The 12,687-nt window shown below is 45.2% G+C and carries 15 protein-coding genes; 7 read left to right on the top strand and 8 right to left on the bottom strand.

Annotation, left to right across the window (positions count from 1 at the left end):
• Positions 1-7 precede the first annotated feature (7 nt).
• The 6 genes from WB308_RS11610 (at position 8) to WB308_RS11585 (ending at position 3,607) form a co-directional block, all read left to right on the top strand.
• Positions 8-523: a flavodoxin gene (locus WB308_RS11610; RefSeq protein ID WP_424191695.1), complete on the top strand. Its 516-nt coding sequence runs from the start codon at positions 8-10 to the stop codon at positions 521-523.
• Between the two features lie 10 nt (positions 524-533).
• Positions 534-908: a nitrogenase-stabilizing/protective protein NifW gene (locus WB308_RS11605; protein ID WP_424191693.1), complete on the top strand. Its 375-nt coding sequence runs from the start codon at positions 534-536 to the stop codon at positions 906-908.
• Entirely contained in the window at positions 865-1,371 is a 507-nt protein-coding gene (locus WB308_RS11600) for a nitrogen fixation protein NifZ (RefSeq protein WP_424191691.1), read from the top strand. Before WB308_RS11605 ends, WB308_RS11600 begins: the two co-directional genes overlap by 44 nt.
• Positions 1,372-1,458: 87 nt before the next feature.
• Positions 1,459-1,749, top strand: coding sequence for a 2Fe-2S iron-sulfur cluster binding domain-containing protein (locus WB308_RS11595; RefSeq protein ID WP_424191689.1), 291 nt, complete (start codon positions 1,459-1,461; stop codon positions 1,747-1,749).
• 198 nt (positions 1,750-1,947) lie between these two features.
• Complete coding sequence (gene rpoN, locus WB308_RS11590) at positions 1,948-3,216, top strand: RNA polymerase factor sigma-54 (RefSeq protein WP_424191687.1); 1,269 nt, start codon at positions 1,948-1,950, stop codon at positions 3,214-3,216.
• Between the two features lie 178 nt (positions 3,217-3,394).
• Positions 3,395-3,607 (top strand): hypothetical protein, encoded by a 213-nt coding sequence (locus tag WB308_RS11585; RefSeq protein WP_424191685.1) that lies wholly within the window; start codon positions 3,395-3,397, stop codon positions 3,605-3,607.
• Between the two features lie 60 nt (positions 3,608-3,667).
• Here the strand turns inward: WB308_RS11585 and WB308_RS11580 are convergent, their stop codons facing one another.
• Complete coding sequence (locus WB308_RS11580) at positions 3,668-4,318, bottom strand: beta-ketoacyl synthase chain length factor (protein ID WP_424191683.1); 651 nt, start codon at positions 4,316-4,318, stop codon at positions 3,668-3,670.
• On the bottom strand, positions 4,308-5,429 hold the full coding sequence (locus WB308_RS11575) for a beta-ketoacyl-[acyl-carrier-protein] synthase family protein (RefSeq protein WP_424191681.1): 1,122 nt from the start codon (positions 5,427-5,429) through the stop codon (positions 4,308-4,310). Before WB308_RS11575 ends, WB308_RS11580 begins: the two co-directional genes overlap by 11 nt.
• A gap of 70 nt (positions 5,430-5,499) precedes the next feature.
• Between WB308_RS11575 and WB308_RS11570 the strand changes: the two genes are divergently transcribed.
• The gene (locus tag WB308_RS11570; RefSeq protein ID WP_424191679.1) at positions 5,500-5,874 is read left to right on the top strand and encodes a hypothetical protein; all 375 of its coding nucleotides are present in this window, start codon (positions 5,500-5,502) and stop codon (positions 5,872-5,874) included.
• Positions 5,875-6,071: 197 nt separating this feature from the next.
• Here WB308_RS11570 and WB308_RS11565 read toward each other — a convergent pair whose 3' ends face one another.
• From WB308_RS11565 to WB308_RS11540, 6 genes are read right to left on the bottom strand one after another with little or no spacing between them, the layout of a single operon-like run.
• Complete coding sequence (locus tag WB308_RS11565; RefSeq protein ID WP_424191677.1) at positions 6,072-7,346, bottom strand: AMP-binding protein; 1,275 nt, start codon at positions 7,344-7,346, stop codon at positions 6,072-6,074.
• Positions 7,334-9,493 (bottom strand): hypothetical protein, encoded by a 2,160-nt coding sequence (locus tag WB308_RS11560; protein ID WP_424191675.1) that lies wholly within the window; start codon positions 9,491-9,493, stop codon positions 7,334-7,336. Before WB308_RS11560 ends, WB308_RS11565 begins: the two co-directional genes overlap by 13 nt.
• Positions 9,474-9,953 (bottom strand): hypothetical protein, encoded by a 480-nt coding sequence (locus tag WB308_RS11555; RefSeq protein ID WP_424191673.1) that lies wholly within the window; start codon positions 9,951-9,953, stop codon positions 9,474-9,476. Before WB308_RS11555 ends, WB308_RS11560 begins: the two co-directional genes overlap by 20 nt.
• Entirely contained in the window at positions 9,953-11,032 is a 1,080-nt protein-coding gene (locus WB308_RS11550; RefSeq protein ID WP_424191671.1) for an SAM-dependent methyltransferase, read from the bottom strand. Before WB308_RS11550 ends, WB308_RS11555 begins: the two co-directional genes overlap by 1 nt.
• A gap of 9 nt (positions 11,033-11,041) precedes the next feature.
• A complete protein-coding gene (locus WB308_RS11545) occupies positions 11,042-12,283 on the bottom strand; it encodes an NAD(P)/FAD-dependent oxidoreductase (protein WP_424191669.1) in 1,242 nt (413 codons plus the stop codon).
• A 37-nt stretch (positions 12,284-12,320) separates the two neighbouring features.
• A complete protein-coding gene (locus WB308_RS11540) occupies positions 12,321-12,572 on the bottom strand; it encodes a phosphopantetheine-binding protein (RefSeq protein ID WP_424191667.1) in 252 nt (83 codons plus the stop codon).
• Positions 12,573-12,687 lie beyond the last annotated feature (115 nt).

The raw sequence follows: 12,687 nt of genomic DNA, 5'->3' as shown, positions 1-12,687 counted from the left end.
TCTAAAAATGTCAAAAGTCGGTATTTTTTTCGGTAGCAGCAGCGGTGTCACACGGGGTGCGGCAGAACTTCTAGCGGATGAGTTCAAAGGTGCTGAACTGATCGATATGGAAGAAGATTTTGACGGGATTGAACAATTTGAGGATTTCGATGTATTAATCCTCGGTTCTTCTACGTGGGGGCAGGGGGATCCACAGCGTGACTGGGTCGATCCACTTTATGATCTAAGCAATGATCGTCCCGATATGGATGGGAAAAAAGTGGCATTTTTTGGTGCCGGTGATCAGAAAACACACGGCGAGCATTTTTTGAGTGCGTTGGGAAAAATGCACGATTTGTTTACCTCTTTGGGGGCAAGCGCCTACGGATTTATTCCGACAAGCGGATATGAGTATAAATTTTCTCTGGCTGAGCGTGATGGAAAGTTTTGCGGCTTGGGGATTGATGATGTGAATCAAGAAGATTTGACCGAAGAGCGTGTTCAAACATGGGCAAACCAGCTTAAAAGTGAGATGGGATTATAAGGAGATTATTATGGGAACATTAACCGAATTTCAAACAATAACCGATACCGAAGATTTTTTTGATTTTTTTGATTTGCAATACGATGAGCGTTTAGTGAATTCAAAACGGTTTCATATCATGAAAAAATTCGGTGAACTCGTCGATAAAGCTACGGGACATGATATGGGGAGTGAAACAAAGCTTCTCGAATATTACCGTTTTGCTCTACTGACCGTCTACAAAAACTTCGAAAACGGATATAGCCCATCAGCCGCTGATGTGTGGGCAATGTTTGACAACCCGAGTGGCTGTGGAACCTGTTCAACGTCAGGAAGTTGCAGCGATATAGAGGAGGTCAGTAATGGAAACCACGCCTGTACAAGCACAACCACAATCTCTTTCTGATTTTTTAGAAGAGAGGGCAGATTCTGCCCAAGCCGGTCTTGAATCCTTTGAACGGGATGCTGAAGCGATGCCGATTAACAATGAAGCGCGCAAAACGAACCTCTACAAAATGTCAACCAAAGATGAGATACTTCCTCTTTATCGGATCGGTGAACGTGTAAGACTTACCAAAACGATACGTAATGACGGAACCTATCCGCATGCGCGAAATGGGGATACTCTCGTCGAAGCGGGTGCAGAAGGGTATGTCCGTAAAATCGGCGATTTTTTGCAAACCATCCGCATTTATGAAGTCAATTTCATCGAAGAAGGGATGGTTTTCGGCTGCCGTGAGGCGGAACTGGAAAGTGCACTCGAAGATGACGGGTATGATGAAGTAGCCGAAGAGCTGCGCTGGCTCAAAGAACATCGTGCGCAAAGAGCCGCTGAAAAAGCGGCGCAATCTCAAGAAGAGGGGGAGTAATATCAACATCTTCTGAGATTTTTGCATACCGTATCAAGCGGAATTGGTGCCCTTGCGGCTAATATCATAATCATTAAAGGAGTTGGGATGACAACACGTGTAGAAATTATGAATGACTTTTTGGCGATCAACGTCATACCGGGCAAAACGATCCAAGATATCGTTGAAGCTTCAGGAAGTGCGCTTCCATTCGGATGCCGTGACGGTGAGTGCGGTACCTGTGTCGTAATGATCGAATCAGGGATGGAGTACATGAGCGAAATCAATGCTAAAGAAAAAGCAGTGCTCAAAACGGTTGGGGAAACCAGCCCGAAAGCTCGTCTTGCTTGCCAAATGAAAGTTGTTGCACCAAACGGATTGGTACGTATCAAATACTAAGCTTATCCTTCTGAACGCCATCGGAATACATCCCGATTGGCTACGCTTGCCGCTAAGGCACTAAAGCTTGCCTCTTTCGAGGCAGATTTTAGTTTATGCCTATTTTTTAATCGTACTTCTGCTTAAAAAAATCCTATAATTTCCATAAGAACAAAATATGCATTACATAGCATAAATGTGTATTTTTTTAGGTGGCTTATGATGCAAACAACACTCTCTTATAAACAAAAACAACTTCCCCGCCTCTCGATGCAGACGTGGCTTCCGCTCTTGCAATGTTCTCTGAATGATCTCGAAAAACATCTGCAGGTGATCACCAATGAAAACCCTTGTCTGGAAGTCAAATCCGGATTTGAAGAGTCCAATGCAAACTCTGGCGGAACAGCGGCCTACGGTGCATTTCAAAACTACGTCTCGAATGCTTCGAGTGAACAAATCGAATGGCTCAGCATCTCTTCGACATCGTTATATGAAAAACTCGATGAGCAGATTGTCGCACCGCTCTTTCCGACTCCGATATCCCAAAAGATTGCCCGTCAGATTATCTACTACATCAACGATGAGGGGTATTTTGAGGGGTCGGTCGAGGAGGTTGCGCGGCAGTGTGATACCGATCCTCATACGGTCGAGAGGGTACGTCAGCGGTTTGCTCACTTGGAGCCTTCGGGTGTGGGAGCGGCGGATTACAAGGAGTCGTTTTTATTTCAACTCAGTGATCATGATTTGGATGATGAGCTCAGTATTTTACTCGGTGCGATGATTTTGCAGTTTGATAAAATGGAAAAGTTTATCAACCATCCGAGATTGCACGATGCCAAACATGTCTTGCAGCATCTGAAAAATCCTCCGGCATTGGAATACATGGAACCGGAAGCGCAGATTACCCCCGATTTGTTTGTCGAATTTTCGGGTTCTGAACTCAACATCCGTATCAACCACGCCTTTTATCCCGATTTGCAGGTCAACATGATCGACAAATACGACAACTTTGCAAAGCAAAAGTTCAAAGAGGCGCGAGAACTTGTCAAGCTTCTCGATTTGCGCAAAGCAACCCTTTACAATGTCGCACTGGTACTGATTGAGAAGCAGTACAGCTTTTTCATGGGGGGAGAGCTCAAACCGCTTCGTCTCCAAGACGTCGCCGATGAACTGGGCTTTAACGAATCGACGATCTCCCGTGCGATTGCCGACAAATACATCCAAACGGAGCGGGGATTGTACGCGTTTAAAGATTTTTTCTCCAACTCGATCGGCGAAGTCTCTACCTCGGAGATCAAACATTTTCTCAAACGGCTGGTGGGAAGTGAAAATAAAGACGACCCTTTTAGCGATAAAACACTTCATGAGATGATCGAAGAGCGTTTCGGCGTCAAGATGGTACGCCGGGTTATCGCAAAATACCGCCAGGAACTCGATATTCCCTCCTACAAAGAGCGATTGTTTTTGTATAAGCTGGAGCTTCTCTAAAGATTCAAAAAATCTTCGATCTCATCTTCTAAAACGGCGATTTTGCCGTTTGTCATCAAAAATATTTTATCATTAAACCAGCAATAAAAATATAAAAAACTTTAAATAATTAGATTTTATTTATATACTATTGATGTATAATGCTAACTATTAATGTTGTTAATTAATAGGAGATGTGATGGATTCTGAAGATTCAGAAGACGAATATGTCGGAAATTTAGAGCAATTGAATAATAGGTTTATAGAAATATTAGCCGAATTGTCAAATGTTATTTCAATGGAAGAAAAATACCGTACTGCCGGTATAGAAATGAAAAACAGTGAAGCATTATTAAATATGATTGAGCGAATGAATACTATTCAAAAAAATCTAGATGAAAGAATAATTTAGAAGTGGGGAATAGTATCCCTATCGCTCTCAGTCGCTTTTATTTTTTGTTATGCTGTACAGTTAGATTTCAATAGCAATTATTTTCTCTTTTTCCCCAAGTTCAGCGGCTTGCTCAAAGAGCTCCAACATCGGCCAGACACTCGGAGAATAAGCGGGATACTCTTTGCCGGTGAGGGTTATTGTCGCTTCTTTTTCTGTTTTCCGTACCAAGAATGCGGTTCCGCACTCCATTACCGTGACACCGCAACGGTTTACCTCGTCAATGCGTTCAAAATCAATGGAATCACTCATAATCAGCAATAATCTTTCATACGACAGTGATTTTACCGCTCCCACCCGTAAAACCGAATGAGCCGTTTCATACAAATCCGAAAGGGTGGTAATGTATCCTTTGTTTTTTCCGACAATAGAGAGATACGAGGCGGGGGTATTGTGTACCGAATTTTGAAATGCCGTGGGGCTTACGGTTTCACCCGCTGCAATGGCACGGAGAATTTCAAAGGTCTCATTTACTTCTCCGTATGCATTTCCTATGATAGTCGGAACGTCCCATGTGCCGATTTGGTCGGTTAAATAAAGGGCAATACGGGCATTTCGGGTCAAACGTCTGCGCAACATCATATCCGGTACGATGGCTTTTTCGTTCAAGTTCGTAATTTTTTGATCATCTTCTATTTTTGAATAGTTTAGTATTTCCAAATTAATTTGCATGGGTTTTTCCTAAAATAATAGATACATTGCCGCCGCCAAAACCAAAGGCATTGGAGAGAACATAGTTCACCTCCCCCTTAACCGATGCCAGCGGATGTGAAAGGGAAGCATTAATGGGAGATATTAAATTGACACACGGCGGAATGGTACGGTGCAAAATGGACATGGCACTTATCGCGACTTCCAGCGCACCGCACGCCCCTAAGGTATGTCCCGTGACGGCTTTGGTCGATACAACGAAGGGCTTATCCGCGAAAATCGTCTCTATCGCCGTACTCTCAATTTCATCATTCGCAAGGGTTCCGGTTCCGTGGGCATTGATATAATCGATTTGGGAGCTGTCTAATCCGGCTTTGGCCAGTGCTTGTCTCATGGCGGCTCTAGCCCCTTCACCCTCAGGATGGGGATGGGTGATATTATACGCATCGGAACTCATGCCGCAGGAGAGTATTTCGACGCACCCTTCGCTCTTTACCCCCGAAATGGCCAATACGGCAATTCCCTCAGCCACATTGATGCCGTTACGCTCGGTATCAAAAGGGCGTGTATTGGTACGCGACGCAATTCCCAACCGATCGAAACCATTTACCGCGGAACGGCTCAGCTCATCGGCACCGATAACGACGACGGTTTTGTATACTCCGTGGACGATAAGATCAACCGCAAAATCGATGGCCACCGAGCTGCTCGTACAGGCCGTTGAAAAAGAGAGAGCCGATTTGAAACCAAATCTCTGCTGTACTTCATCGGCAATAGAGCGGATGCTCATCTCCTCCACGGATATGTTTTTGAAATCTCCGTCGGCAAAAAACTTTTTTTCGGCGCGACACATTCCTCCAACCGACGAGCCTACCAGCAGCATCGTCTCATGAGGATCAAATCCGGGGGCTTTTGAGAGAAGGGACTCGACATTCGCATGGACTATTTCAAAAAAATCATCATCGCTTGGGATCTTTCCCAGAGGAATACTCACATTGTCAATGTATCCGTTCTGCTCTGCAATCGCTGATTTTCCGCTGAGCAAGGTTTCAAAAATCTCTTCGATGCTCATCCCTGCCGCACATGCGCAGCTAAAAGCGTTTAAATATACTTTCCCTTTTTGCTCTCTCATGATTCCATCCACCAATTATTTAAGTAATCTTATTCTACCATCTCTTATTAAAAAAATTAGGATCAATCTCATGTCCTCTTCCTCCAACGCGCGATTGCCTCACAAAGAGCCGCTTATTTTTATCGGGTCACTCAGGGAAGAGAGTCTATCTCGGGTCTCTTTCCTTGCACGATTTCCCATTATTCCAACGCTGGCTATGTTTTGTGAAGCGGCCGCACAGGGGAGCAGCTTTTTCCCCCTTTCTCCTGATTGCGTTCAGGGGGTTGTCTCCTCTTTTCGAAACACAAAACTTCTATGCGAACCTCTCTCTTATGAAACGTTCATGACGATCACTATCCTCCACGCGTTTGAGAACTCGTATCTGTTTGAATTTAAAGCGTCGATCCCGGGTTCTGAGGAGCTTATTGCCACCGGAGAAATCGCGATTTTTTACACTTTTACATGAGCAATTACCCTTACGCACTTTTATCAAAAGGGCGTAAAGGGCAGTTATTTCTCCCGCATCCGGAAAATGCGGGTAGCTTCAGGGGGTCGTAGGGACATCTGTCCCTGCCACTTTATGGGCTCGCGTGCCCTTTGGGTATTGCCCAGAAAGTGCGTAACATCAGTTATTTCTCCCGCATCCGGAAGATGCGGGTAGCTTCAGGGGGTTGTAGGGACATCTGTCCCTGCCACTTTATGGGCTTTGCCCGGAAAGTGCGTAACATCAGTGAATAATTGAGCTCTGATTTTCTTTCCGAGGGCTGTTTTGGCAATCGCTTCCACCATTAGAATTTTACTCTCGATATGGATTCCGCCGAAATAGTCGTGTAATGCTTTTTTGAGCGTTGTCGTGTTTATTTTGTCTCTATCTCCCACAAGAGACAAGGTCAACACCTCTCCGCGAAGGGTATTTGAATGATACTCTACGGTGCCCAGTGCCTCATCAATCCCCTCCATGCTCTCAATAAAGCGTTCAATCTCAACAATGGAGAGGCGTTTTCCTCCGATTTTGACCAGTTCAGCAGCTCTGCCGATGATTTTAAATCCATCCGGCATCATCTCGATAATATCCGTTGTTCTAAAGAGAGAGGGGAGGGGGCGGAACACATTATCGAAAATACTTCGTGAAACGAAGGGGGAAGTAACGGCTAAAACACCCTGATCCGATGAAATTTCTACCCCGCAAAGGGGCTTCCAAATAAGATCTCCTCCCTGGCGCAGGGCAATACCGCCTGTTTCTGTCGAACCGAAAAGCTGTATCAGACGTGTCGAATATTTTGCTTCAAAACGTTCTGCTTCGTGAGATTCAAGCGGTCCGCTTGAGCTGATAAAAAGGGTTTCCGCAAGAGAAATTTTCTCATTGTATCGTAGCATTGCCCGGATAAAGACGGGATTTGTGATGCACAGCGTCGGCTTTTTGGCACAAAGATCGAGTATCTCATTCGGAAGAAAATGTTCTTTGGTGACAATCGGAAGATTCAGGGCATTGGGCAACGAGAGGCCAAATAAAAATCCGTAAATATGGAAAAAAGGGACCGTTACGAGGCATTGTTCAAACCGCTCTTCTTTCATCCACTCGGCATGAACCTCTGTTTCGGATGAAAGTTCACGGCGCGTTTTGACGACGGCGATCGAATTTCCTGATGTTCCCGAGGTATAAAAAAGTGCCGCCGCATCCTCAAGCTCATCGTAGTGGTCCGGATTGCACTGTGCCAATACACGTCCTTTTTCATCCCCGCTTTTCATGGCTCCATCAAACAAAAGGGGGATATTCCCCGCTTGAAGGGCAGCGATGATTTCCCGAATCTGCACCAGTTTATCGGCTGGATCGGGGATGACAAAAACTCTTTTTGGATTTGGCAATGCCTCTTTGGTAACAGAAAAGGTTTCATGAGACACCGTCCCGTCGTTGTAAAGAACCGTTACGCTTGGCATGGCTGATCTTCACTTCGTTGAAAAAAGAGAGCAACAATCGCCGCTAATCCCGCAATCGTCACCTCTCCGATCGAATGAACCGCCGGAACATCACTCAAGATGAGGACCCCAAAGCCTGCGAACGTGGTGACACACGAATAAATGACCGCGCGTATCGTATTGGAACGTTCGCCGCGTGAAAGGTAAATCCCATAATCGATGCCGTATACCATGATGAGAAAAAGGGCAAAAAGATGCATAAGATTGTAACTTCCGGTTAGGGCAAACATGGCCAGAATGACCGACATCGGGAAAAAGAGAAAGTTGAGCGCATAGAGGGCACGCTTGCGTGTTACCGCTACAATAATAATCAGCAAACCCAGAAAGCCGACACTCAAGAAGCCGGTAAATTCTTCAAGGGCATTGGAGGCACTGTGTGAGAGCAATTCCTTTCCATCAATCGGGATCAGAAACGGCAATCCGGAAATGTTGGCGAGTTCATCTGTTTTCACGTACGCTAAACTCATATACCCTTTTTCATTCTTAACGATCTCCCCGCCAAGCAAATGCAACGCCTCCGCATCGTAGCTGTAAGGTTTAAGCGACTCCAACGGCTTATAGGCATCTGCAAATATTCCGCTCCTGAATCCTGCATCCTTGGCCGTACTTTCCAGATGACGGCGCAATAATGCAAAATCATATTCCTGAATGATACGGGCGCGCTCATCGCTTTTTGCATGGCTTAATGCAATGTTGGAAATGCTAAAACTTCCGGGAGAACGTTGATTGAGTGTCTCTGCATGTAGAAGCAGGGACTCAACACTTTTACCTTGGATAATAACGGGGATCCGATCTGATCCCAATGTCTCTTCAAAAAGCTTTTCAGCTGCCAAAAGGGGGCGATTTTGATAATCCAAATGGCGGAAATTGGAATCAAACGAGAGATAAGAAAAAGAGGCTGTTACCAAAACAATCGAGAGGAGAGTAAAAACGAAGGGGGGGATCGTCTGCCATTGAAGGAGTTTGTCCAAAATACGCCCATTTTTTGTCTCAGATTCCTCTCGAAAAAATTGCAGTTTCGGAAAGATAAATACAAAAATACAATACGAAATGGCCAAAGAGGCAAAGGTAAAGACGGCCAATTGCGAAATCAGAGGAAAATCGATGAAACTCAGCGATGCCAGCCCTGTTTCCGTCGCCGCAAATCCCCAAAAGACAGGCCAGTTAAACCGGTGTTTTTTGTAATCATCGTTTAAAAACAGCATAAAAAGATAATCTTCGGCAATGGTTGCAATCCCCGCCCCAAAAGCAATGACCAAGATGGAAACATCCGTAAATAGCATCTTGACCATGAGTATGGCCATCAGTCCTGAGAGGAATAAGGTGACAAGACTAAAAAGGAGCATCACCTTGTTTCGTAGCAAGAAAAAATAGACTCCGATTAAAATCAGGATCGTCAATACCGTAATCTTTTCAACGTCGTTCTGGATATAGGCGGAGTTTTCAACGCTGTAGAAATTGGGGCTGAAAACGACAATCTCATTTTTGTAAGAAGCTAGAGCCGCTTTTACTTCATGATACAGCTTACGCGATCCCTCCATATCCGAAACCGAGGGGCGGACGGAGGCTATAACGCAGTATCCGCGACCCGGCACGATCATCATTCCGTCTCTTTGCACTCCGGGCATAAAGGAGGGTTTAGTGAACAACCCAAGGGGATCGACGGTGTCCAGTGCGGTATAAGCACCGCTCATTTGCATACTCGCGGCCAAGGTTTCCAGTTTCTGTTTTACCTCGTCACGACTCAGGGCGGTATTGTTGAAATCCGACAGGTAGTACCAAGAATCGCCTAAATACTTTCTAGCGTGCAAAGGGATATCGGAAGCATCAAAATAAACACTTTCTACTTGAGTGAGCGTGGATAGTTTCTCTTTGATCGCATACGCTTTGTCTAAACTCTCGGGTTCAAATCCATGGATCAGCACCAGCAGTTTTTTGGAAGAGTCAAACTGGTTGTACAGTGACAAAGTCTGAGTGGCATTATCATCGGGAAGGGCTTTTGCGATATCTCCACTGAGGGGATATTTGAGAAAAAGATAAAAACCGATCCCGATCAGTGCCAGCGCAATGAGAAGGAATCGGATGCGTTCAAAGTGTTTCAATTTCAATAATATCCTGATTGGTGAAGTAAATGATCATCTTGTCTATTTCGTCCTGGCGCATGGTAATTTCCATCTTCAGAATTGCCCGCTTCGCTTGCGATTTCGGGGAGAGAAGATAGGTGGTTCCCTCTTTGGTGATATCGAAATAGTTTTTGAGTCCGGTAAAGTCTTTGTTGTGAATCGAGCGCATAAAACTAAAATACAAACTCATATCCATCCGTTTGGAGAGATCAATCACGTGCGTTTTTTTAGCTTCTACATCTTCGACGGTGAGGGTTTGCCCCGATTGTGTAAGCACTTTTTTTTCGGGTGACGTATAGCGGACGATGGTCACATCGTCCGTGATGACGATGGAGCCTTTGAAAAGGGTCGTTTTATCCAGCGCATAAATGTACCGTTTTTCGGTGAAATCCCCTTTAGCCCACACTGACCCGATTAGAAAAATCAGAAAAATTATTCCCCTCATTAGTGCCCTTTTCTTTTTTTCTCACACACGACCAAAGAGTGGCAAAAACCGACCTGATCGTGTATTTCACTGATAATTAATCCAGCTTTTACGATACAGCGCGTTAGCTCACCGAGATTAAACATTTTGCTTTTGCCATTCGCCATTGCGGTAAAATAAGGGGAGGTGTTGATCAGACAGTAGGCCGACGTTTCGTATTTTTGCCGATCCCACATCGGCTCTAAAATATAAATTTTACCCTCATCCTCGATAGTATCGGCAATTTTGGAGAGGATCATCACAATGTCCTCTTCCCCAAAACAATCCAAAAATTGGCTCATCCACGCTGCGTCGTATCCGGCAGGGAGAACCGTTGCCCCCTCGAGCATATCGGCGGCATAGGTATCGATACGCTCGCTAAGCCCCGCTTCCTCAATCGCTTCGGAAGCAACGTCCAGCTGCTGCGGTAAATCGACAATGGTGACATGGCATGCGGGGAGGAGTTTCGCACACATGAGTGAAAATCGTCCCGTATTTCCCCCGATATCGAGAAGATGCCGCCGTTCATCTTTCGCGATAATGGCCAAGGCAGCTTCAAAGGCCGAATCGGAGTAAAAATGGTCGAAATCAAACCACGCTTTTTTCGCTTTTGGCGGCAGAGACGTTAATCCCGGATAGATCGTTTCCCACTCTCCGAAAATTTTTAGACCTGCGGGGTGGCCGGTAGCAATCGCCGCTTCTAACTCATAAAGTCCCAGATAATTGACATAATGGTTGTAATCCATATTGATACGGGTCATGGGGTCATTGAGGAGAAAATAGCCGATTTTTGTGAGCGAAAACAGCTCTTCTTTTTTGCTTACTACCCCAGCACTGAAACCGGATTCGAGCAACACCGTAACCGCGTAGAGTGTCATGGAAAGTTTTTCGGCGATTGCTTCGGCACTCATTCCTGAGCGTTGCTCGTGGAGAGCTTTCAGGATGCCACTTTCTCTCAATACTCTGACGGATTGAAAGACGATGGGGGCGAAGGCTATTTTTTGCGCTTCATATTGTGCCTGGGCGGCAGACATACGGCTGACATCGAAAAAATGATCCATTAAATGCCTTTAAATTGTAGAAGATGTCGGTGTAATTTGGGAGAGTACAGCTGCCATTGCACTTCGCGGATTTTTCACAAAAATATTGCGGTCATCCCACACGTATCCCCCCAAAATCGATGAGACGGCCCGTTTGATTTTTTCAGGTTTTTCGGTAACGGTAAAAATACTTTGCAGTCTGCCATCATACCACGCACTGACGAACTCACGGAAAACATTAATCCCTTTCATCATATAGGCCGCATATTCGTTTTCCCAATCGACTGCTTCCCCTTTGAGCGTTCGATCAATCAGAAGAGCCGCACGGTTTCCCGATTCCAAGGCAAGGGTTACCCCCGATGAGAAAACAGGGTCTAAAAATTCGGTTGCATTTCCCGCCATGCAATAGTTCTTTCCAACCATTGATTTTACATTGGCACTGTAGCCCTCTATTTTTCCGACAGGGAGAATTTTTGTAGCATTTGCCAACCGCTCCGCAGCCCCCGGAGTCGATGTAATAATCATATCCCAAAAGGGTTCATTCTCCAATCCGAACGTGCTGAAATATTCTTCGCTGCAAACAACACCCACCGAGGTCACCCCATCTGAAAACGGAATCACCCAGATCCACGCATCGTTGTTCCCATGGACATAAATGTAGATGTACCCTTCCGTTTCATCCTTGGGACGAATATCCCCGGTAATGCGGGTAAATACGGCACTTCGTACCTTCAGATCACTCGGTTCATCCAATCCTAAAAGACGGGGAAATACACGACCGTATCCGGAAGCGTCGAGGGCGAATGAGGCTTTAAACCTTAGTGAATTTCCCTCTTTGTCCCGTCCCGTTGCGGTCGTTGTTTCCGGGTCAAAGGCGGTGATCTCCGTCTCTTCGTACAGCGTCGATCCAAAAGCAACCGCTTGCTTCAAAAGCAAATCGTCAAATTCTTCCCGTTTGACCTGATACGATGTCCCGTGTACCTGGCCGATGTTTTCGCTAAAGTTATAGGTTTCTCTCACTCCGTCCATTTCGAAACATGCACCCCGTTTAACCATAAAGCCGTGTTTATCGATCGTCTCTAGCATCCCGTTCATTTCCAGAAGCTCATTGCACCTCGGCAAAAGCGACTCTCCGATGACAAAGCGAGGAAAAGGAGTTTTCTCGACAACGTTGACGGTGTACCCTTTTTTGGCCAAAGAGGCTGCTGCTATCGATCCTGCCGGACCTCCTCCGATAATCAGAACATCTGATACAATCTCTTTGACATGCATGGATGCCCCTTTATCAAGATTTTTACTGGGCTTAGAGCTATTTTCGGTTCTGGTTGATAAAATCGGTGAGGGTTCGAATGGAGATAAAAATCTCTTTGGACTGGCCGACATTGTCGATTTTAATCCCATACTTATCGTCTAGAAAAATAACCAACTCGATGGCATCCACAGAGTCAAGCCCGAGCCCCTCATTAAACAACGGAGCGTCATCCTCAATCTCGTCTGCATTCATATCTTCGAGCTGAAGCGCTTCGATAAGTTGCTCTTTAATCAAACGATATTCAATCATATTTTTCTCCTATTCATAATTATTGTTATTTTGACATAAATTTTACCTTTTTATATCTTTTTAAGAGATAAAGGTAGATCACATGATTATTCCATCATTACGCTATAATTTACTT

The organism is Sulfuricurvum sp., assembly GCF_049587615.1.
Taxonomy (GTDB): Bacteria; Campylobacterota; Campylobacteria; order Campylobacterales; family Sulfurimonadaceae; genus Sulfuricurvum.
Note: the sequence above shows the minus strand (reverse complement) of the source record. Positions and strands in the feature narration are given on the sequence as shown.

Excerpts from the sequence above, each read along its gene's own strand:
- WB308_RS11545 (WP_424191669.1), bottom strand. The coding sequence starts at position 12,283 with ATGCATGTCAAAGAGATTGTATCAGATGTTCTGATTATCGGAGGAGGT.
- WB308_RS11550 (WP_424191671.1), bottom strand. The coding sequence starts at position 11,032 with ATGGATCATTTTTTCGATGTCAGCCGTATGTCTGCCGCCCAGGCACAA.
- WB308_RS11605 (WP_424191693.1), top strand. The coding sequence starts at position 534 with ATGGGAACATTAACCGAATTTCAAACAATAACCGATACCGAAGATTTT.
- WB308_RS11585 (WP_424191685.1), top strand. The coding sequence starts at position 3,395 with ATGGATTCTGAAGATTCAGAAGACGAATATGTCGGAAATTTAGAGCAA.
- rpoN (WP_424191687.1), top strand. The coding sequence starts at position 1,948 with ATGATGCAAACAACACTCTCTTATAAACAAAAACAACTTCCCCGCCTC.
- WB308_RS11580 (WP_424191683.1), bottom strand. The coding sequence starts at position 4,318 with ATGCAAATTAATTTGGAAATACTAAACTATTCAAAAATAGAAGATGAT.
- WB308_RS11600 (WP_424191691.1), top strand. The coding sequence starts at position 865 with ATGGAAACCACGCCTGTACAAGCACAACCACAATCTCTTTCTGATTTT.
- WB308_RS11540 (WP_424191667.1), bottom strand. The coding sequence starts at position 12,572 with ATGATTGAATATCGTTTGATTAAAGAGCAACTTATCGAAGCGCTTCAG.
- WB308_RS11610 (WP_424191695.1), top strand. The coding sequence starts at position 8 with ATGTCAAAAGTCGGTATTTTTTTCGGTAGCAGCAGCGGTGTCACACGG.
- WB308_RS11565 (WP_424191677.1), bottom strand. The coding sequence starts at position 7,346 with ATGCCAAGCGTAACGGTTCTTTACAACGACGGGACGGTGTCTCATGAA.
- WB308_RS11595 (WP_424191689.1), top strand. The coding sequence starts at position 1,459 with ATGACAACACGTGTAGAAATTATGAATGACTTTTTGGCGATCAACGTC.
- WB308_RS11570 (WP_424191679.1), top strand. The coding sequence starts at position 5,500 with ATGTCCTCTTCCTCCAACGCGCGATTGCCTCACAAAGAGCCGCTTATT.
- WB308_RS11575 (WP_424191681.1), bottom strand. The coding sequence starts at position 5,429 with ATGAGAGAGCAAAAAGGGAAAGTATATTTAAACGCTTTTAGCTGCGCA.
- WB308_RS11555 (WP_424191673.1), bottom strand. The coding sequence starts at position 9,953 with ATGAGGGGAATAATTTTTCTGATTTTTCTAATCGGGTCAGTGTGGGCT.